This window comes from Ulvibacter sp. MAR_2010_11 (genome assembly GCF_002813135.1).
Classification (GTDB): domain Bacteria; phylum Bacteroidota; class Bacteroidia; order Flavobacteriales; family Flavobacteriaceae; genus Altibacter.
The window spans coordinates 219400-240654 of the sequence record NZ_PHTY01000001.1 but is presented as its reverse complement, the minus strand read 5'-3'; the positions used below and the strand labels follow the sequence as shown (position 1 = coordinate 240654).

General features: G+C 39.7%; 19 protein-coding genes. 13 read left to right on the top strand and 6 right to left on the bottom strand.

What is annotated here, in order from left to right; all coding sequences use genetic code 11:
- Genes ATE92_RS01170 through ATE92_RS01120 form a run of 11 tightly spaced genes read left to right on the top strand, consistent with a single transcriptional unit; the run spans window position 1 to window position 12545 of the window.
- Complete coding sequence (locus ATE92_RS01170; protein ID WP_100801961.1) at window positions 1–927, top strand: glycosyltransferase family 2 protein; 927 nt, start codon at window positions 1–3, stop codon at window positions 925–927.
- Window positions 924–1793, top strand: coding sequence for a methionyl-tRNA formyltransferase (locus ATE92_RS01165; protein ID WP_100801960.1), 870 nt, complete (start codon window positions 924–926; stop codon window positions 1791–1793). The genes ATE92_RS01170 and ATE92_RS01165 overlap by 4 nt, the downstream gene beginning before the upstream one ends.
- A complete protein-coding gene (gene rffA, locus ATE92_RS01160) occupies window positions 1793–2908 on the top strand; it encodes a dTDP-4-amino-4,6-dideoxygalactose transaminase (RefSeq protein ID WP_100801959.1) in 1116 nt (371 codons plus the stop codon). Before ATE92_RS01165 ends, rffA begins: the two co-directional genes overlap by 1 nt.
- Window positions 2901–4124: a hypothetical protein gene (locus ATE92_RS01155; RefSeq protein WP_100801958.1), complete on the top strand. Its 1224-nt coding sequence runs from the start codon at window positions 2901–2903 to the stop codon at window positions 4122–4124. Before rffA ends, ATE92_RS01155 begins: the two co-directional genes overlap by 8 nt.
- Complete coding sequence (locus tag ATE92_RS01150; RefSeq protein WP_100801957.1) at window positions 4125–5504, top strand: hypothetical protein; 1380 nt, start codon at window positions 4125–4127, stop codon at window positions 5502–5504.
- The gene (locus ATE92_RS01145) at window positions 5495–6622 is read left to right on the top strand and encodes a glycosyltransferase family 4 protein (protein WP_100801956.1); all 1128 of its coding nucleotides are present in this window, start codon (window positions 5495–5497) and stop codon (window positions 6620–6622) included. Before ATE92_RS01150 ends, ATE92_RS01145 begins: the two co-directional genes overlap by 10 nt.
- Complete coding sequence (locus ATE92_RS01140) at window positions 6619–7734, top strand: glycosyltransferase family 4 protein (RefSeq protein WP_100801955.1); 1116 nt, start codon at window positions 6619–6621, stop codon at window positions 7732–7734. Before ATE92_RS01145 ends, ATE92_RS01140 begins: the two co-directional genes overlap by 4 nt.
- Window positions 7731–8783, top strand: coding sequence for a glycosyltransferase (locus tag ATE92_RS01135; RefSeq protein ID WP_100801954.1), 1053 nt, complete (start codon window positions 7731–7733; stop codon window positions 8781–8783). The genes ATE92_RS01140 and ATE92_RS01135 overlap by 4 nt, the downstream gene beginning before the upstream one ends.
- Window positions 8780–10135: an O-antigen ligase gene (locus ATE92_RS01130; RefSeq protein ID WP_232729091.1), complete on the top strand. Its 1356-nt coding sequence runs from the start codon at window positions 8780–8782 to the stop codon at window positions 10133–10135. Before ATE92_RS01135 ends, ATE92_RS01130 begins: the two co-directional genes overlap by 4 nt.
- Window positions 10101–11120 (top strand): glycosyltransferase family 4 protein, encoded by a 1020-nt coding sequence (locus tag ATE92_RS01125; protein WP_100801953.1) that lies wholly within the window; start codon window positions 10101–10103, stop codon window positions 11118–11120. Before ATE92_RS01130 ends, ATE92_RS01125 begins: the two co-directional genes overlap by 35 nt.
- 39 nt (window positions 11121–11159) lie before the next feature.
- Window positions 11160–12545, top strand: a complete 1386-nt coding sequence (locus ATE92_RS01120) for a sugar transferase (RefSeq protein ID WP_100801952.1) — start codon at window positions 11160–11162, stop codon at window positions 12543–12545.
- Here ATE92_RS01120 and ATE92_RS01115 read toward each other — a convergent pair.
- Window positions 12523–13734 (bottom strand): DUF4105 domain-containing protein, encoded by a 1212-nt coding sequence (locus tag ATE92_RS01115; protein ID WP_232729090.1) that lies wholly within the window; start codon window positions 13732–13734, stop codon window positions 12523–12525. The genes ATE92_RS01120 and ATE92_RS01115 overlap by 23 nt on opposite strands.
- 60 nt (window positions 13735–13794) lie before the next feature.
- On the bottom strand, window positions 13795–14778 hold the full coding sequence (locus ATE92_RS01110) for a PorV/PorQ family protein (protein WP_232729171.1): 984 nt from the start codon (window positions 14776–14778) through the stop codon (window positions 13795–13797).
- A 246-nt stretch (window positions 14779–15024) separates the two neighbouring features.
- On the opposite strand from ATE92_RS01110, the gene ATE92_RS01105 reads away from it, so the two are divergent.
- Window positions 15025–15768 carry a phosphatidylcholine/phosphatidylserine synthase gene (locus ATE92_RS01105; RefSeq protein WP_100801950.1) on the top strand — a complete coding sequence of 248 codons (744 nt, stop codon included), beginning with the start codon at window positions 15025–15027 and terminating at the stop codon, window positions 15766–15768.
- Window positions 15769–15913: 145 nt separating this feature from the next.
- On the opposite strand, the gene lptB is transcribed toward ATE92_RS01105, so the two are convergent.
- From lptB to ATE92_RS01085, 4 genes are read right to left on the bottom strand one after another with little or no spacing between them, the layout of a single operon-like run.
- Complete coding sequence (gene lptB, locus ATE92_RS01100) at window positions 15914–16654, bottom strand: LPS export ABC transporter ATP-binding protein (protein WP_100801949.1); 741 nt, start codon at window positions 16652–16654, stop codon at window positions 15914–15916.
- 40 nt (window positions 16655–16694) lie between these two features.
- A complete protein-coding gene (locus tag ATE92_RS01095) occupies window positions 16695–17048 on the bottom strand; it encodes a carboxymuconolactone decarboxylase family protein (RefSeq protein WP_100801948.1) in 354 nt (117 codons plus the stop codon).
- On the bottom strand, window positions 17038–17886 hold the full coding sequence (gene tatC, locus ATE92_RS01090; protein WP_232729089.1) for a twin-arginine translocase subunit TatC: 849 nt from the start codon (window positions 17884–17886) through the stop codon (window positions 17038–17040). The genes ATE92_RS01095 and tatC overlap by 11 nt, the downstream gene beginning before the upstream one ends.
- A complete protein-coding gene (locus tag ATE92_RS01085) occupies window positions 17886–18785 on the bottom strand; it encodes an SIS domain-containing protein (RefSeq protein ID WP_369819730.1) in 900 nt (299 codons plus the stop codon). Before ATE92_RS01085 ends, tatC begins: the two co-directional genes overlap by 1 nt.
- A gap of 268 nt (window positions 18786–19053) precedes the next feature.
- Between ATE92_RS01085 and recQ the strand changes: the two genes are divergently transcribed.
- Window positions 19054–21246 carry a DNA helicase RecQ gene (recQ, locus tag ATE92_RS01080; protein WP_100801946.1) on the top strand — a complete coding sequence of 731 codons (2193 nt, stop codon included), beginning with the start codon at window positions 19054–19056 and terminating at the stop codon, window positions 21244–21246.
- Window positions 21247–21255 lie beyond the last annotated feature (9 nt).

The following is a 21255-nucleotide window of genomic DNA, read 5'->3' as shown; positions in this document are numbered from 1 at the left end:
ATGAATAGCCCTGAAAAAATATCTGTTGTAGTTCCGGTGTATTACGGAGAAAAAACGTTGGATGAAATGTCACAACGCCTCATTTCAACTTGTAATAAGCTGCAATTATCGTATGAAATAATCTATGTAAACGACGCAAGCCCGGATGCTTCCTGGGAAGTCATCAGGAAACTGAACTCGAACAATCCGAATATCCGGGGTGTAAATTTCAGTAAAAATTTCGGGCAGCATTATGCCATAAGTGCCGGTTTGGCTGAAGCAACCGGAGATTGGGTAGTGGTGATGGATTGTGATTTACAGGATGTCCCCGAAGAGATTGAAAAGTTATATACAAAAGGAAAAGAAGGATTCGATGTGGTTTTGGCGCGACGAAAACGTCGGAAGGATGGCTTCCTTAAAAAATTCTTTTCCAGATTGTTCTATGGTTTTCTCAGCTACTTGTCAGGAGCTCGTTACGATGCTTCGGTGGCTAATTTCGGACTCTACCGCAAATCGGTGATACAAACCATCAATAGTCTCCCCGAGAAGAATCGTTATTTTCCTTCCATGGTAAAATGGGTAGGCTATAAACAAACCGCAATCGATGTGGAACATTCCAAACGGGAAGAGGGTTCGTCGAGCTATACCTTTAAAAAACTGTTTAACCTCTCGTTGGATATTATTTTATCGTATTCGGACAAGCCACTACGGCTTACCATTAAACTGGGGCTGTTCATTACCTTTTTTGCTTTGGTTTTTTCCGGTGTTATGTTGTACAAATGGTATCATGGAGAGATAGAGGTGTTGGGATATACTTCCCTCATTCTGTCTATCTGGTTTCTTTCGGGCATTATCATCCTTATTTTGGGTGTGGTAGGATTGTATATAGGAAAGATTTTTGAGAACGTAAAAGACCGACCTACGTACATTATAAAGGAAAAGATATGAAGATTGCATTATTTGTTTCAGGACAAAAAGGGCTTAGCGTGATACAATCGATTCCTTCCGAATTTAAAAGTTCGGTAGAAACGGTAATTATTGGAACGGACAAAAGTATCGCTAACGATTATTCTGAAGCACTTACTTCCCTGTGTTCAGAAAAGGGATTAAATCACACGTTTGACGATTCCACAAATACAGATTGTGATTATCTTTTTGCCATAGGTTGGCGGAAGTTAATTCCGCTTCAATCAAATGAAACATTAATAGTACTTCACGATTCTATTTTGCCCAAATACCGGGGTTTTAATCCGTTGGTGACGGCACTTATTAATGGTGATAAGGAAATAGGGGTGACTGCAATATTTGGTGAGGAGAGTTACGATACCGGGGCCATTATCGATGTAGAAAAACTTACCGTAACCTATCCGATTAAAATAGCCGAAGCCATTTCAATAATAAGTGAGTGTTATTCAACACTTTTTAACCGGGTTTTGAAAAACATTTTTGAAAATTCAATTACCTCCGTTTCCCAAAATGAATCAGATGCAACCTACAGCCTATGGCGTGACAAAGAAGACTATCGAATTAACTGGCAATGGTCTTCCGAAAGGATTCAACGAATGATTCATGCGGTAAGTGAGCCTTATGACAGCGCAAAAGCTGTTGTAAATGGAAAAATGTACCGCATTGTCGATTGCACCGTAGTTCCCGATGTGGTGATAGAATACCGTGATGTTGGGAAAGTAATTTTTAAGGTTGAAGAAAAACCGGTAGTCGTCTGCGGTGAAGGATTGCTGCGTTTGGATTTAATTTTAAATGAAGACGGCATGGTAGAAAAATTTACAAATCAATTTAGATTGCGATTTAGCTGATGCATATTCCTTTTAACAAACCCTATTTATCGGGCAACGAATTACGTTACATTGAAGACGCGGTTTCCAGAGGGAAAATCTCGGGGGATGGTTATTATACCAAAAAATGCCACAGTTTTTTTCAGGAAAAATTTAATTTTAAAAAGGTGTTACTCACTACCAGTTGCACCGATGCGCTCGAAATGGCTGCTTTGTTACTGGAAATTCAGCCGGGCGATGAGGTTATCATGCCCTCATATACCTTTGTTTCTACAGCAAATGCCTTCGAACTGAGAGGGGCTGTGATCCGGTTTGTGGACTCCAGAGCCGATCATCCCGGAATGGACGAATCTAAAATTGAAGCCTTAATTACCCCTCAAACCAAAGCGATTGTAGTCGTGCATTATGCCGGGGTCGCCTGCGATATGGATGTGATAATGGACTTGGCTTCAAAGCACAACATTTTTGTGGTTGAAGATGCGGCTCAGGCAATTGCCAGCACTTACAAAGGAAGAGTATTAGGGAGTATTGGTCATTTAGGAGCCTTTTCCTTTCACGAAACAAAAAATATACAGTGTGGGGAAGGTGGATTATTGGCGATAAACGACGACCGATTTGTAAAACGCTCTGAGATTATTTGGGAAAAAGGAACCAACAGAAGTGCTTTTTTTAGAGGCGAAATCGATAAATACGGGTGGGTAGACATAGGTTCTTCCTTTTTGCCAAGTGAACTCAATGCGGCCTATTTATTTGCACAGTTGGAAATGTTGGATGCGATTCAGGCTAAGCGAATGGAAATTTGCAAGCAGTATAGAGCTTCCCTAACTTCTTGGGCGGCAACCCACCAAATTGCATTGCCTCAGCTACCCGATTATGCTACCAACAATGGTCATATGTTCTACCTTATATGCAAAGATGAAAAGCAACGCCGGGGTATTATTCAGCATTTAAAGGAAGCGGACATCCTTTCGGTTTTTCATTATTTAAGTCTGCATAAGAGTCCGTATTTCACAGAGAAACACGATGGGAGATTACTTCCGCAGAGCAATCGCTATTCTGAAACGCTCTTACGTTTGCCGCTTTATTATGAATTAGATCCGCAACGAGTTATAGACACCTTGATAGCCTATGAATAGCAAGCTTCAAAAATCCATTGTCAATGTTTTTAGAATCCTTGTGGTTGGCTATGCGATGCTTGCGGTTTTCTATTTTTTGAAGCGTCCTGCAGGCTCAGGAGATGAAGCTCTTTTTATAAGCGACTTGCAGTTCATTGAAGCTGAAGGATGGATTGCAGCTATCAAAAAAGGGATTTCGATTCCGTATATGTTACTTGCCTATCCTTTCTCACAGTTTTTAGAATCTTTTATTGCTCTTCGTTTGGTGAATGTGTTGTTATTTTTGGGATTGGCAGCGTATTTCTATAAAATTAGAAGTGTAAAACTGACTAATTTTTACTTCCTTCTTTTGTTTTTTTACAGTACGGTTGGTTACTTTTTATTCGGGATTAACGATACACTTTTTGCGGTCACCCTGGTAATTTTCTTTTCTGAAGTGTATTTTATCATACGATCAGACAAAAAAGAAAATATGGCACTGCTCCTGGTCGCTTTATTATTAGCATTGTTCACGCGTGCCTTATTTATTGTTTTTATTCCGGCGGTATTGGTAGCACTGTATTTTCTCTTCCGAAGTAAAAATTATAACCCAAAATCACTGTGGCTTCCGGTAGCTGTCTTGGTGCTATTGTTGTGTATTAATATTCCCTCTCTTCAGGAAAACGGAAACCTCTCTTACGATATGAAAGATCCGCCAGCCGGAGTCGAGGCAAACTGGGCACAGCGACAGTATCATGCGCAGCTACTCGTAAATGAAGGGAAGCTCAATAATTACAATCACCCTACCTGGACCGAAACGGATGCCTATCTTGAGAAAAATGGGAAAGAATCGTTGCCGGACGACCTGATCTCCGGGATGACCTTCGATATTGGGCTTACACTAAAAGAATTTTGTAAAGATCTTTTTTATATTGGTATGTTCAGTACACGACAATTGGGTCTTATTTTGCCACTAATATTGTTCCTTGGGTTTCGGGAAATTTTTAAAAACCGAAAAATTACACCCGAAAGTTACATTCCGTTAATAACGCTTCTAATGATGTTGATTTTTGCACTCATCATTATTTCCTATGTAGAATTGCGTTGGTTGGGAAGTATTTTTATCATGGCTATATTGTATTATTCCATTTCAGAAAAAGAAAAGAAAATATCCGTGCAACTTTCCCTTGTCAATTACATTTTTATCAGCGGAATTTGTTTGTACGGAATGTACGGATTCATTCAAAAACTAATTTAATTGAAGGCTTTAAAAAAAATATTCATTCTCATTCCTGATGGTGTAGGCATTAAAAACTACCTGTATTCCGATGTGTTTAAGAATTCTGAAGCCTCCCTAACCTTGTTCCATAATTTTGACGACGATACCCTCTCACAAATTGAGAGGGAAGTTACTATCGATTCGAAAATTGCCATCCCTACTTATAAAGAAAGTATTCGTGAAAAGTTCCTGCGAGAACTCATCAATATTGCACGTCTACACTACAACGCTAAAAAGGTTAAAAATCCAACCATCCTCAAATTTGGAAAAAACAATCATAAAAGTCTGAAGTTAAAAGTATTCTATGCTCTGGTAAATACAGCGTCCAAATTTGTAACATCCTACGAGGCGATTCTGAAATTGGAAGCTAAGTACGATCGTTCGCTTCGGAAAAATTCTTTTTACCGGAAGGTTTCAGAAATACTGAAAACACAACAACCCGATCTTGTTTTTTGCACCCACCAGCGTGCGTTAAAAGCGCCCACTGTGTTTGCAGCGGCATCCGATTTAAACATCAAAACGGCAACAGTAATTTACTCCTGGGACAATCTTCCCAAGGCGCGACTCGCGTTACAATCGGATGCTTATTTTGTCTGGTCCAAGCATATGGAACGGGAGTTACAATTATTTTATCCCGAAATTCCTTCCGAAAAAATAAAGGTAACCGGAACACCGCAATTCGAATTTTATAAGAATCCTGAAAATATTATTGAAAAAGAGACTTTTTATAATCAATACGGACTGAATCCCGCGAAAAAACTTATTTGTTTTTCAGGAGACGACATTCGGACTTCCCCATACGATCCACACTATTTAAACGATCTGGCTGAAGCTCTTTCACAAAGCGGATTGGACAAAATCTGTCAGATTATTTTTAGAAGATGTCCGGTAGATGTTTCGGGGCGTTACGATTGGGTGCTGAAGAAATTTCCGGAGCTTATTGTAGATATGCCTCCGTTATGGAATTTTAACTCAAAAATCTGGTCGGCGGTCTATCCTACCTTTGAAGATGTAAAATTGTTGGTGAGTCTCGCCTTTTATGCCGATGCGGTTGTAAATGTAGGTTCTACTATGGCATTCGATTTCGGGATGTTCAACAAACCCTGTTTGTTTATCAATTACGACCATAAAGAAGATACAAATTGGTCTGTTGACACCATTTATAAATACCAGCATTTTCGTAGTATGCCTTCATCAAAAGCCGTATTTTGGCTGAACAATCGGTCGGAAATATCCCAAACGGTTGGTCGTGCACTTTCCCAACCCCAAACCGAAATTGCAGCATGGTTTAAGGTGGTTGTCGATTTTCATGAAAGCGCTTCCGAAAACATTAAAAAAGAACTCAATCAATGCATCTAGTCTTTATTTCTCACGAATATCCTCTTTGGTCGCCGGGTGGTGTGGGAAGTTTTTTGCAGACATTTGGGAGAGCTCTGGTGCAAAAGGGTCATAGGGTTTCTATAGTTGGAGCAGGAAATAGCAGTGCCGAAGAAGTTTTGGAAGATAAAGGGGTGAATTTGTACCGATTGCCAAGAAAAAAAGGATTTATCCTTGCTTTTTTGCACAACGGAATTCAGTTGAACAAAAAGCTGAAACAACTTCACAAAGAACATCCAATCGATATTATTGAATCGGCCGAATTGGGTTTGGCTTTATTGTCCGGTTCACATCCTGCAAAAAAGGTAATTCGTTTGCATGGCGGGCATCATTTTTTTGCTGAAGCTGAAAAAAGAGGCATCAATTGGCGCAAAGGGTTGCTGGAAAAGCGTTCTTTCAAAAAGGCCGATGCGTTTATTGCGGTTTCAAACTATGTAAAAAGCCACACCGAAACCTATTTGAGTTATCATAACAAACCGGTGGAAATTATAAATCATCCATTGGACACATCCACACCTATTCCTCAAGTTGCTGTGAAGGAGAATCACATTTTGTTTGCAGGTACGGTATGCGAAAAGAAAGGAGTGCGACAGCTTATAGAAGCGTTTAAAATCGTCCGGGGACAGTATCCGCTTATGGTTTTGGATATTTTTGGAAGGGATTGGTTCTTCCCAAATGGCGATTCTTATATTGAAATGTTGAAATCGACCTATAACGGCTCTTATTTTGAGAATGTAGTTTTCCACGGGAGTATTCCCAAAGACGAATTGAATACTCGTTATGCCGAAGCTGCCTTTTGTGTATTTCCTTCGCATATGGAAACTCAGGGCTTGGTCACACTCGAAGCTATGTTATTACAAAAACCGGTAATCTTCTCTCAATACGGACCCGGTCCCGAAACCATTGCACCTATGCAAACAGGGCTGCTTTGCGATGTCTATAGGCCCGCAGATATTGCCGAAAAAATGATTTGGTGTATCCAACATCCCGAAGAAGCAAAAAAACTGGGCATAAAGGCAGCAGAAACGGTTAGAACCCATTACGATATAAACACTATTTTAGAGAAGAATCTCACATTTTATTCAAAGTTGCTTCAATGAAACTGGTTGTAATAACACATACTCCACACTTTCAAGAAAAAGACGCATTGTTCGCCTATGGGCCCTATGTGCGGGAGATGAATCTTTGGATACGTTATGCAGATACTGTCGAAATTGTCACCCCAATTGCAACTATAGAGAGGAGCCCAATACATGAGCGATATGAAAAGGAATCGGTTGAGATTTCCAGAATACCGGCAATTTCGTTTGTTTCGGTATCAAGAACCCTTCAGACGTTGGTAAAGTTGCCTGTAGTAAAATGGAAACTATTTTCGGCCATGCGGAGGGCAGACCATATTCACCTGCGATGTCCTGGAACGATTGGATTGGTAGGGTGTTTTCTTCAGATTTTTTTTCCGAAGAAACCCAAAACCGCCAAGTACGCCGGAAACTGGGATCCGAATTCTAAACAGCCTTTTAGTTATAGGCTTCAGAAATGGATTTTGTCAAATACATTTTTAACCCGAAACATGCAGGTACTGGTCTACGGGGATTGGCCAAAACAGTCTAAGAATATCAAACCTTTCTTTACCGCTTCCTATCCAAAAAGTAAAATCGGAAATTTGGCAACCAAAAATTTCGAAGGGCCATTTCGTTTTTTATTTGTGGGCAGTCTGGCTCCCGGAAAGCGACCTTTATACGCCGTTCAATTACTGCATGAATTGCATAGAAAAGGTGTGAAATGTTTTTTGGATATGTACGGAGAAGGTGCCGAAGGAGATGCTTTAGAAAATTATATCGGACAGCATAATTTATCTGAAAGCGTCAAATTACATGGGAACAAATCATCCGATCAAGTAGAAACCGCCTATAAGCAGAGTGAGTTTTTGATATTACCTTCCAAATCGGAAGGCTGGCCGAAGGTCATTGCCGAAGCTATGTTCTGGGGTGTGATTCCAATTGCTACCCCAATTTCCTGTGTTGCCTGGATGCTGGAGGAAGGACAACGAGGGATCTTGCTTACTAAAACCATAGAGCGTGATTCCGAAATGATTTTTAATCATCTAAAAGATGCTTCAAAGCTTCAGGAAATGTCGAGACAGGCACAGATATGGTCTCAACACTACAGCTTGGACGATTTTGAGGCTGCCATTAAAAAGTTGTTAGTATGAGAGTAGTACAACTTATAGATTCTTTGTCGGCCGGAGGCGCAGAGCGTATTGCAGTGACGCTAGCCAATAGCTTAAGTACGCGAATAGAAGGCTCTTATCTATGTGTAAGCCGCAAAGAAGGAATTTTAAAGTCCAAGTTGCATCCCAATGTTTCTTATCTGTTTTTAGACAAAAGAGGTACTTTGGATTTCTCGGCATTGTTGCGATTTCGACGTTTTGTCAAACAAAATAAAATTGATATTATTCATGCACACACCACTTCCTATTTTTTTGCGACTCTGTTAAAGATACTTACCCCTACCGTAAAACTAATATGGCACGAACATCACGGGAATAGAGTTACAACCAAACGAATTCACAACAAGTCGCTATATCTGTGTTCGTATTTCTTCGGTGCCATCATTGCAGTGAATGAGGCCTTGAGTAAATGGTGTAAAAAGGAGTTGACAACAAAAAAAGTAGTATTTGTTCCCAATTTTGTGGAAAGTTTTGATAATTCAGACGAAATAGCTAACCATGACAAACTAATAGTTTGTTTGGCCAATTTAAGGGTGCCCAAAAATCATCTCAATTTACTGAAGGCATTTAAAATAGTACATGAAAAATTCCCGGATTGGAAACTACAGTTGGTTGGAAACGATTTTAATGATGCCTATTCAGAGGGGGTTAAAAACTATATTTCAGAAAATAATTTAGAAACTGCTGTCGAAGTTATGGGTGGCATTTCAGATACTGAAGTGGTTTTAAGAAAAGCTTCAATAGGTGTATTGTCATCGGACAGCGAAGGCCTGCCCATGGCGTTATTGGAGTATGGTGCTTCGGGTTTGGTAGTTGTAACAACCAAAGTGGGGGAGTGTGAGAAAGTAATTAGTACATTTGGAAAAACGGTGCCTTCCAATAATTCCAATGCGCTTTCCGAAGCCTTACTGCATTACATTGAAGATAAGAATGCAAGACTGAGAGATGCACAAAGATTTAGAGAACATATTTTATCCACTTATTCCGGAAATGCTATTTTACCACAGTTAATTGAAATTTATAAAAATTGATACGTGTCAAGCCCATAAAAAAAATTACCTATGTTCAGCTGCTGCTGCTGCATATTGCTATGGCATATGTAATTTATTTATTTGAAGCAACTTCTAAATTTTTTCTGTTAGCGGCGGTTGCGTATTTTTTAGTGAGGATATTTTCAAACCGTAACCGAAAGGACGAGGTGCTTTTAGGAGCAGCCTATGTCATGGGGTTTGAAGTATTTTCGAGAATGACGGGTGGTGCCTTCAATTACGAATTTGCCAAGTATACCGTAATTGCCTTTTTGGTTTTGGGGATGTTTTTTAACGGATTTAGACGTAAATCCTGGCCCTACATTTTCTATATACTTTTTTTGGTGCCGGGAGTGCTTTTTTCAGCGATAAACCTTAATTACGAAACCAATTTTTTAAATGCAATTAGTTTTAATCTCAGTGGTCCTTTGTGTTTGGCGATTTCAGCCTTGTACTGCTATAACCGAAGGATGCCGGCGGAACGGCTAAACGAAATTCTGTTGGCTGCATTGTTGCCGATTTTATCAATGACTGCTTATCTCTATGTGTATACACCAAATATCAGGGATGTATTAAGTGGCACCCAGTCCAACTTTGAAGCATCAGGAGGATTTGGTCCCAATCAGGTGTCAACTCTGCTAGGACTTGGAATGTTTATTCTTTTTTCTAGATTACTCCTTATAAAAAGTCGTTTTATAAATTTAATAGATATAACGCTTTTGGCATTTGTTGCGTATCGGGCAATTGTAACATTTTCAAGAGGAGGGGTGATTACAGCCGGAATTTGTGCCCTTTTGTTTTTTGCGTACTACTTTTATAAGGCAAATTTAAAAGAGAAGGGATCTTTAATTCCTAAGTCGGTAATAATATTTGGAGTTATAGTAGTAACATGGGTGTTTACTTCCATTTCTACTTTCGGATTAATCAATAAAAGATATTCAAATCAGGATGCCGCAGGAAGAGAAAAGGCCGATGTAACAACGGGTCGAGCGGAGCTGGTAACCGGAGAATTAGAAACGTTTATGGAACGTCCTTTTACAGGAATAGGTGTTGGAAAAATAAGGGAATATCGAAAAGAGAAAACCGGAAGATTGGTTGCAACACATAGTGAAGTGAGCAGGACATTGTCTGAGCATGGAGTTTTTGGTTTTTTTGCCCTTTTAGTTTTAATGATAGCTCCCTGGGTTTTTAGGATGAACAACAGGTCCAATATTTATTTCTTTTCATTCTTTGTTTTTTGGTTGTTAACCATCAATCATTCCTCCATGCGTATTGCCGCACCTGCTTTTATATACGGCCTCTGTTTAATTTCAATTATCGATGCAAAGAAAAAGCCTGCTATACATAGGAAATAAACTCTCTAAAAAAGGAAGCACAATTACTTCCATAGAAACATTGGGTGCCTTTTTAACCAAGGAAGGCTATTGTGTTTATACAGCTTCTTCCAAACAGAACAAGTTATTGAGATTTTTCCATATGCTTTTTTCCACATTGCGATATTCAAGAAAGGTATCGGTAGTTTTAATAGACACCTACAGTACTCAAAACTTTTACTATGCAGTTGCCGTGGCAGGATTATGCAGAGCTTTAAAACTTCCATACATTCCTATTTTAAGAGGGGGTGATCTTCCAAAGCGATTACAAGGAAGTAAGAAAAAATGTAATGCATTATTTAATGGTGCTACAACAAATGTTGCACCTTCTTTGTACTTGCAGGAAGCTTTTTTAAGCGAAGGGTATTCCAATCTCACATATATTCCAAATACTATCGAAATTGATAACTACCCTTTTTTACTTCGGAAAAAGGTGCTGCCTAAGTTGCTATGGGTACGTTCTTTTGCTGAAATTTATAATCCGCAGCTTGCAATTGAAGTACTTTCATTTTTAAAGGAAAAGGGATTAGAAGCCTCGTTATGCATGGTGGGGCCCGAAAAGGATGGAAGTATGGAAAAATGTAAATTGAAAGCCAAGGCCTTGGACCTGGATGTAACTTTCACCGGAATGTTATCCAAACAGGAATGGATTGCACTTTCAAAAAACTACGATATTTTTATAAATACGACCAATTTCGACAATACGCCTGTAAGTGTGATAGAGGCTATGGCCCTCGGACTTCCGGTAGTTTCAACCAATGTGGGCGGGATTCCTTATTTAATTGAAAATGAAAAGGATGGATTGCTCGTTCCACCCGATAATACCGAAGCGCTCGCAAATGCTATTTTAAAAGTGATTGCAGACGAAACTCTCACTGTAAGTTTGGCTGAAAATGCAAGAAGCAAGGTGGAAGCTTTCGATTGGAAGAAAGTAAAACATAGTTGGTTAAGACTTTTAAACAACTAAAAATATACCTACTTTTAACAAAACTAACCCAAGTCGTACATGTCGAGTATCCATTTTGATATTTCCGAACGTAAAATTTTACTGCGTCTATTAGACATTGCCTGTGTGCTGGGGTTGTTGTATTTAGTTGGCCTTATTTTTAATTTCGATTACTTTAAAATCAATGCCGATCACTGGGTTTGGTCTATCGTTTTAGGAATTTACCTTACCATTTTTGCTACGATATTCGAATTGTATAATCTTCAAAAAGCCAGCAAATTTGAAGTTGTCGTACAAAATATAATTCTCACCTCTTCGGTAACTGTGTTGTTTTATCTGCTTACACCTTTTTATACGCCAACATTACCGTCCAATCGATTGCAGATTATTTATTTTTACATCTCGGTCAATCTGGCATTATTTCTATGGCGGTATGCCTATATCGTTTTAATTTCGGCGCCGCGATTCTTTAAAAAAGTGTTGCTTATTGCCAATGGGCGTGATATAGATGGTATTATTACTTCACTACAGAAGTCGGATCCCAACTACAGAGTGATTGGCTATATCAATACCGAAAAGACATCATTTTCGTCCTTGTTCCATGAGAATATACGGGACTTCGGATTGCAAAATATAACAGAGACCATCGAAGAACATTCTATCTCTGAAATTGTGGTGGCAACACCGGATTCTTCAGGGATGACGCTAACGCTGTACAATCAATTAATAGGCTTGCTGGAAAAGGGTGTGGCAATAAGAGAATACACTCAGGTATATGAAGAAATAACACGACGCGTGCCTGTACAGCACGTCGATAAAGACTTTTACAGGTATTTTCCTTTTAGCCGAAGCAATCAGAATAAATTATATCTCTTTTTTCACCGAGTCCTGGATTTACTTTTTTCTCTCATCGGACTACTCTTTGGACTGGTTATTTTTCCGCTTATTATTATTGGAAATCTTTTTGCCAACCGAGGCCCTTTGTTTTATTCTCAGATACGAGTGGGTCGCAACGGAAAACATTTCAGAATATACAAACTGCGAAGTATGGTCATCGACGCCGAAAAGGACGGCGCTCAATTTGCCGAAAAAAAGGATGTGCGTATTACCAAATTCGGACGATTTTTACGTAGATCCCGTTTCGATGAAATTCCGCAGTTCATCAATGTTATAAAGGGAGATATGAGCGTTATTGGTCCCAGACCCGAACGCCCGGTTTTTGTAAAGGAGCTTTCAGATAAGATTCCTTTTTACGAAGTACGGCATCTGGTAAAACCCGGCGTTACCGGATGGGCACAGGTAAACGCTAAATACGGTACAACCCGGGAAGATGCGCTGGAAAAACTACAATACGACTTGTACTATATAAAAAGAAGGAGTCTCTTTCTGGATATTAGTATTGTAATTAAAACCCTCAGCACCATTATTTTTTATCGGGGTCAATAGGAAGGGCTTGTCTTTTCAGATAATAAATCACATAGATATAACGCACACCTAATGCCAGGAACATAGGGGTGAATGCCTTTGCAAACACCTGTACTCCGGTAATCCAGTGAATGGTCATTAGAACAAGCAAAACTAACAGCAAGAAAACATAACGTTGCACCCACATGGGTGGTTGTCTCTTTACTGCAAAAAACGCCAAAATAATATTTAATGGAAAAGCCCACAGCAGGTTGTAATTATTTGCGGTTGCTGTGTGATCTGTCGCAACCCATAAGAGTAACAAAAACACACCTATTAGGCCTGTAATTAGAGAAATAGAGACATCCAAGTAACGACTGCGAAACTTGTTTTTATAATCTCTAAATGTTGCTATGATAATAAATACCCCTAGCAATCCGAAGAAAAACAACGGACTTGCAAAAAAGTTTTGTTCTTCCTTTGTTGGTGAATTTTGAAATAAGGTTTGAGATTTTTTTACCAGGGGAGTTTTACCACCTCGTTGTTGTAAAGTTGCAGTGGCGGCTTCTTCAAAAACATAATCGGGTAAAAATTGATATTCCCAGGCCGTTGCTTTTTTATCTACCACGGCCCCAATGGCCACATCCATCCCTAAACTTCCCCATGAGTTCCAGTAGACATTTTTCTGAATAAGTTCTCTAAAAGTATAGTCTTCCGGGACGCTTGCATCATTGTATTTCAAATCTGCGCCTAAAACCGAAACGAGTACATCTCTAATTTTTGTGGCGCAATTGTCGAAAAAGAAATCGTATTTATAAAATTTATTTTCCGGCTTCGCATTGTTCTGAAGAAATTCAAAAACATTCTTCTTTTGGTAATACGTCAAATTCAATTCTTGCTCCTTTATCCATCTGTTTTGGGCCTTGTAGGTTTCAAAAAAGGGTTCGTACAGACTTACATCGAGTTTATACAGCAATTTACCTTGTGCAAATTTGGTATAGAAATTCGGCGTGTCAAAATCGTATACTCCGTAATTGAAAACCAAGTCCAAGCCCGTAGTCTCATCCTTAACGCGGTAAGCACTATGACCAAATTTATCATATAGTTGCGCTCCCGGACCAATGGTAAGGATACTTACTTCAGCCTCTTCTGAAATAGGAATATACTGTGCTTTTAGCTCGATTGAAACAAATAGAAGAAATAACGAAAAAAGTAAAAGGATTTTTTTCACCGGATATGTTTTATGAATGTGAAAGAATTTTTGGCTTTCAATTTTCCTGAAGCGTTTGCATTACCTAAAAATACTCCAGTCTAAAGTAACGGAAAAAACATTACTGTACAATGCGGCACTTTGGTCTCCAATATCGGTTAAGGCGTAATCTACCTGAATGCCTTTGTATTTAAATCCGACCCCAATATTAGGCTGAAACCCTACAGATTCACTGCCGTCCAGTTGTTTTATATTCTGAAAATTCCCCAAACCGCCACGAACAAAAACCATGTCTATATAGCCAAATTCTAATCCCAAGGCGGGATCGATACTGGTAAATGAGGATGAAATAATATCGTTGGTTTCGGCAAACCTGAAGTTGAGGTCTACTTCGGCTACCAATGAAAAATCGTAGTGGTATACAAACTTTCTGGACATTCCCAGTTGTAATTTCGGGATGGTGATCTCGGTGGTTTCAGGTAGTTCCTGATTTTGTCCGTCAACCGCTCCTGCTATTTCCGCGAATTTTTCTTCATCGATGGACCAGGCATTAAAAGTTGTGGTAATGTCTCGTGCCATAAGCCCAAACTTCCAGTCGCCCGTTTCAAATTGTAAGGCAGCATCCAGTCCAAACCCCCAGGAAGAAGCAAAATCTCCAATCACACGGCGAATTACCTTGGCATTTATACCCACATTTAATCCATCCAGTGGTAAACGGCGCGCATAAGAAAAGGTAACCCCATAATCGGCTGTGGAAAAGAGACTAATTCGGTTGTAATCAATATTCCCCTGGTCGTCTATAAGTTGGGTAGTATTTAAGATATCATCTACACCAAAACGAATTACAGAGAGTCCCACGGCACTGCGGTCGTCCAATGGCATGGCAAAACCTACATAATCGTAGTTGGCAATATTCGCGAAATAGGAAGCATGCATTAAAGAAAGTTGTTTGTCTTCTAAGTTTACCAATCCTGCAGGATTCCAATAACCCGAATTGACATCGTCTGTAGAAGCCACAACTGCATTCGCCATTCCAAAAGCAGCTGCATCAACACCAATATTCATAAATTCGTTGGAATATTTTCTAACGGTTTGTGCAGAAACAGTAATTGAAACAATACATACTAAGGCAAAGAATGCGTTCTTTTTCAAGCTTATAATTTTGAACAAATATCTCACTATTTTACAGAATACTAAACTATATTTTTATACACATATTGTGCAATTATGCCTTTAGACGTAAATACTTTGCTATTTTTACGGTATTGTCCATTTAAATTTAATAGTTACCCGACTACTCGGGCAATTACTATGATTAAACAGATTCCTAACATTATAACTTCGCTCAATTTGTTGTGCGGTTGTGTGGCTATTTTATTTGCCGTTTCAGGCGATTTGATTACAACATCTATTTTTGTGTTCTCCGGTATTTTTTTCGATTTCTTCGACGGACTCGCGGCCAGATTATTAAAAGCGCAAAGTGCTTTGGGATTACAGTTGGATTCTCTGGCCGATATGATTACCAGTGGGGTGGCACCGGCTGTTGTAATGTTACAAATGTTGAGTTTGGCTTCTACCGGCACCTATATTGAGTTGTATTCTGAAAATACTGAATCCATGGCTTGGATTGCTGCAAATTTTAGTCTGCTGCCATTCACGGGATTGCTCATCGCCGTTGCTTCAGGGTACCGCCTGGCAAAATTTAATATCGATACAAGGCAAACAAATAGTTTTATCGGGTTGCCAACTCCGGCTAATGCAATGCTAATTTTAAGTTTGCCGTTAATCTTGCAGTATCAAAATTCTGAATTGGTTGAGAGTATCGTCCTAAATAAGTGGATACTTATAGGGTTAACAGTGGTAAGCTGTATTTTGTTGAACATAGAAGTATCGCTCTTCTCTTTAAAATTTAAAACATGGGACTTTAAAAGCAATGCAATTAGGTATGTGTTCTTGCTAATAAGTGTAGTGTGTATTGTTTTACTGAAATTTATAGCGATACCCGCACTGCTACTGCTGTATATTCTGATGTCGCTCTTTTGGAAAAATAAATAATGTGTAAAAGATTGAGCGGAAAGGCTGCGCAAAACGCAGACTTGTTTGAGCTCTATAGTTGTCTAGACCTTTCGACTGCGCTCAAGGAGACAACTATAAGCGAGTAGCGAAAGCTTGGTCCGCCTCCGGCGGATACACCCAAAAATTAAAACTCCAGTTTCTTTTTTCGAAGTTCGAAATTCTGTCCCAAATACACTTTTCGCACCATTTCATCGGCTGCGAGCTCTTCGGGAACACCATGCTTTAGGATACTTCCCTCGAACATTAGATAGGTGCGATCGGTAATAGCAAGGGTTTCCTGGACGTTGTGATCGGTAATAAGAATCCCGATGTTTTTTTGTTTGAGTTGCGCCACAATTCGCTGAATGTCTTCCACTGCCACCGGATCCACCCCTGCAAAAGGCTCATCGAGCAGAATAAAATGCGGGTCGGTAGCAAGCGCTCTGGCAATTTCGGTCCGACGGCGTTCTCCTCCACTCAATAGATCTCCACGACTTTTGCGAATATGCCCGAGTCCGAACTCTTCAATGAGCGTTTCCATTTTCTGGTTTTGCTCTTTTTTGGAGAGCTTGGTCAATTGAAGCACACTTAAAATATTGTCTTCCACGCTTAACTTACGAAAGACCGAAGCTTCCTGTGCAAGATACCCGATTCCGTTTTGTGCACGTTTGTACATGGGATATTTGGTGATTTCGGTGCCTTCCAGAAAGATTCTTCCGCCATTGGGTTTAATGAGTCCCACAATCATATAAAAGGAGGTAGTTTTTCCGGCACCGTTAGGTCCCAGAAGCCCCACGATCTCCCCCTGATTTACCTCCACGGTAATTCCCTTTACCACGGGGCGGCCTTTATACGATTTTATAAGTCCTTCGGCTTTTAGCTTCATTTGGAATTTACTTGAGTTGCAATAACGATAAAAATACTATTTAATTTTGAGTAGCATCCAAAGCCTCCCAATATTCAAAGGCTCTTCGCAGATGGGGAACAACGATTGTTCCGCCAATTAACAATGAAATGCTCAGCGCTTCGACTACTTCTTCTTTAGATATCTTCAGTTTATGACATTCTTCCAGATGGTAACGTACGCAGTCGTCACAGCGGAGTACCATAGAATTCCCAAGTCCCAGCAATTCTTTAGTTTTTTTTGGTAACACACCTTCCATATAGGCGTTGGTATCCAGATTGAAAATACGTTTGATAATTTTATTATTATCGTCCAACAGCTTTTCGTTCATTTTAGAACGATAGGCATTAAATTCTTCTACTATGTTATTTTGCATTTGCTTGTGCTTTTGCTTTTTTGTTTTGTCTGCGAATTACACCTTTCGAAATAAAGATACTCACTTCGTACAAGATAAGTACAGGGATGGCAACGATAATCTGACTTGCGATATCGGGTGGGGTGATTACAGCTGAAATAATTAGAACGATGACTAACGCAAATTTCCTGTACTTTTTGAGCATTTCCGGAGTAACGACACCAATTTTGGTCAAGAAATAGATGATGATGGGCAATTCGAAAATAAGTCCGCTGGCCAACACCGAAGCTCTTACCAATCCAATGTAACTACTTAAATCGAAATCGTTAAACACCTGTGAGCTCACCTGATAGCTTCCCAGGAAGTTGATGGATAGTGGCGTTACCACATAATACCCGAATAATACTCCGATGAAAAATAATAGGGATGCCGCGATAATAAATCCGCGACTTGTCTTGCGCTCGTTGTCTTTTAATCCCGGGCTTACAAACTTCCAGAATTCCCAGATAACAAATGGGAAGGCGACAATAAATCCGGCGGTAATTGACGTCCAGATATGTGCCGAAAACTGTCCGGCCATGGTTCGGCTTTGAATACGGAAGGGAAGTTCGGTAAAACAGAAACTGTCTTCAAGGCCTAAATATTTCGCTGCTTTACAGAGAAGCTTATAGGTCGGGAAATCGGCTTTCTTAGGACCGAATAATAGCACATCGAAAATAAAATCTTTGGCGATAAAGGCAATTACGCCTAATAACACTATGGCAATGGTAGAACGAATTAAATGCCAGCGCAGCTCTTCCAGATGGTCGAGAAAAGACATTTCATTTACGGCACGCGCAATTTTCTTTCTGCTTGACATTAAATGATACCTTCTTTGGTTAGGTTATGAATATGCACCACGCCGCTGTAACGTCCCTTGTCTTGAGCCAGTAATTGGGTAATTCCATGGGTGTCCATAAGTTCCATGGCTTCTACTGCCATGGCGTCGTTTGCAATTATTTTTGGGTTTTTAGACATAATATCTTTTGCAGTAAGACCGGCGAAGGTATCTACCCGAGTTAACATTCGACGTAAATCACCATCGGTGATGATTCCCACTATTTTATCGTTTTCGACAACAGCGGTTACCCCCAGCATTTTTTCGGAGATTTCTACAATTACTTTTTTAACGTCTGTATCGGGGTGTACCTGTGGTTTTTCGTTAAGTGAAGTAAGGTTGCTTACACGTAAATAGAGTTTTTTCCCCAAGGATCCTCCCGGATGGAATTTCGCAAAATCCTTACTTGAAAATCCCCGTAAATCCAATAAGCACATCGCCAGCGCATCTCCAATAACAAGTTGTGCGGTGGTGCTGGTAGTAGGCGCAAGGTTATTTGGGCAGGCTTCTTTTTCGACATAGGCATTCAAAACAAAATCGGCCTGGATTCCCAAAAATGAATCTTTATGAGAAGTAATTCCAATTAATTTATTTCCAATGGCTTTAATGAGGGGTACAAGCACTTTAATTTCGGGTGTGTTTCCGCTTTTAGAGATACATATTACAGTATCGTTTTGCTGAATGGTTCCCAGATCTCCGTGAATTGCGTCGGCAGCATGCATAAAAATTGCAGGAGTGCCTGTAGAATTTAAAGTTGCAACAATTTTTGTGGCAATATTGGCGCTTTTTCCAATTCCGGTGACGATGACACGCCCTTTAGATTGATATATATAACTAACAGCATCGGCAAATTCGGCATCCACTAATTCGGAAAGGTGCATGATTGCTTTACTTTCGGTTATAATGGTCTGTTTTGCAACTGAAATGATTCGGGTTTGTTCATTCAAAATTTTACGCTTTTAATAGTTTGCAACTGTTTCAGAAATTAGTATATTTAGATTGCGAACGGAAAAGTACTATTTTTTTGCACTGTTCGTATAAACTTAAGATACAGTTTTACCATATAGGTTGCAAAATTACAATTGTTCCCCTGTTTACACAATTATAATAGGAAAACCTTGACAATTTAAACTTAAATGACATAGCAGCGTGACGGAGATCGATTTATACGCAGCACTCAAGAAATTTTTTGGATTCACTAAATTTAAAGGACTTCAGGAGGACGTTGTTAAAAGTGTGCTCTCAAAGGAGAATACATTTGTAATAATGCCTACAGGGGGCGGGAAATCCTTATGCTATCAACTTCCTGCCTTAATTAATGAAGGTACAGCCATTGTTGTCTCTCCATTAATCGCCTTGATGAAAAATCAGGTGGATGCCTTACGGTCTCTTTCTTCGGAAGATGGTATCGCCCATGTATTAAATTCTTCTTTGAATAAAACTGAAGTCAAAAAAGTAAAGGATGATATCTCGAAGGGAATCACCAAATTGCTCTATGTGGCTCCCGAATCACTCACCAAAGAAGAGAATGTCGCTTTTTTGAAATCGGTTATCATATCTTTTGTGGCTATCGACGAGGCGCATTGTATAAGTGAATGGGGGCATGACTTCAGACCCGAATACAGAAACCTGAGAAGTATAATTAAACGTCTTGGGGATGATATTCCTATTATCGGCTTAACCGCAACGGCCACTCCAAAAGTACAGGAAGATATTTTAAAGAATCTGGGTATTCAGGATGCCAATACTTTTAAGGCTTCTTTTAACAGACCTAATTTGTATTATGAAATCAGGCCTAAAACCAAGAATGTAGACAGTGATATTACCCGATTTGTGAAACAAAATGAGGGCAAGAGCGGTATTATTTACTGCTTAAGCAGGAAGCGAGTAGAAGAGTTGTCTCAAACGCTTCAGGTAAACGGAATAAAAGCAGTTCCCTATCATGCCGGATTGGATGCCAAAACACGTGTAAAACATCAGGACATGTTCTTGATGGAAGATGCCGATGTGGTGGTCGCAACTATTGCATTTGGAATGGGGATAGATAAACCCGATGTGCGTTTTGTGATTCATAATGACATTCCGAAGAGTATAGAAAGTTACTATCAGGAGACAGGACGGGCAGGAAGAGATGGGGGTGAGGGTCATTGTCTGGCTTTCTACGGATATAAAGACATTGAAAAACTTGAAAAGTTTATGAGTGGAAAACCTGTCGCCGAACAGGAGATAGGGCATGCTCTATTACAAGAAGTTGTCGCTTTTGCCGAAACATCAATTTCAAGAAGGAAATTTATTCTGCATTATTTCGGGGAAGAATTCGATAACGAAACGGGAGATGGAGGCGATATGGATGACAATATGAGGCATCCCAAAAAGAAGCATGAGGCGCAAAAGGAAGCCGAAACTGTACTTAGAGTCGTTCAGAAAACAAATGAGCAGTACAAGAGCAAGGAGGTGGTAAATGTATTGGTTGGAAAAATAAATGCACTTATCAAATCTCATCGTACCGATGCACAGGAATATTTTGGAGTGGGTGCAGATGAAACACCTTCCTTTTGGATGGCTTTGTTACGACAATTATTGGTAGCAGGATTTCTTAAAAAGGATATTGAGACTTACGGTATCATAAAAATTACCAAAAGGGGCAGAGAATTTATAAAATCCCCGACCTCCTTTATGATGACCGAAGATCACTCCTTTACTGAAGCGAACGACGATTCTATTGTGGTTGCCCAAAAAGGTGGAGGAACGGCCGATGAGAATCTGTTTAGACTCTTAAAAGCAGAACGTAAAAAGGTGGCCGACAAGTTGAACCTACCGCCCTTTGTGATATTTCAGGATCCTTCTTTGGAAGATATGGCACTTAAATACCCCATCACTCTGGAGGAACTTTCCAATGTACACGGAGTAGGAGAGGGCAAGGCTAAAAAATACGGAGTTTCGTTTGTAAAACTCATCAATGACTATGTGGAAGAAAACGATATCCTGCGCCCCGATGATTTTGTTGTAAAATCTACTGGAACAAATAGCGCCTTAAAATTGTATATCATTCAGAGTGTAGATAGAAAGCTTCCATTAGACGATATTGCATCAGCAAAAGGTCTGGAAATGCCGGATTTTATAAAGGAAATGGAGGCCATCGTTTACAGTGGAACCAAACTCAACATCGATTACTGGATCGATGATATTTTGGATGAAGATCAGCAAGAGGAAATCCACGACTATTTTCTGGAAGCTCAGAGCGATAAAATTGAAGACGCTATGGAAGAGTTCGACGGAGACTATGATCTGGAAGAACTCCGGTTATATCGCATCAAATTTATAAGTGAGGTCGCCAACTAACCCAATTAG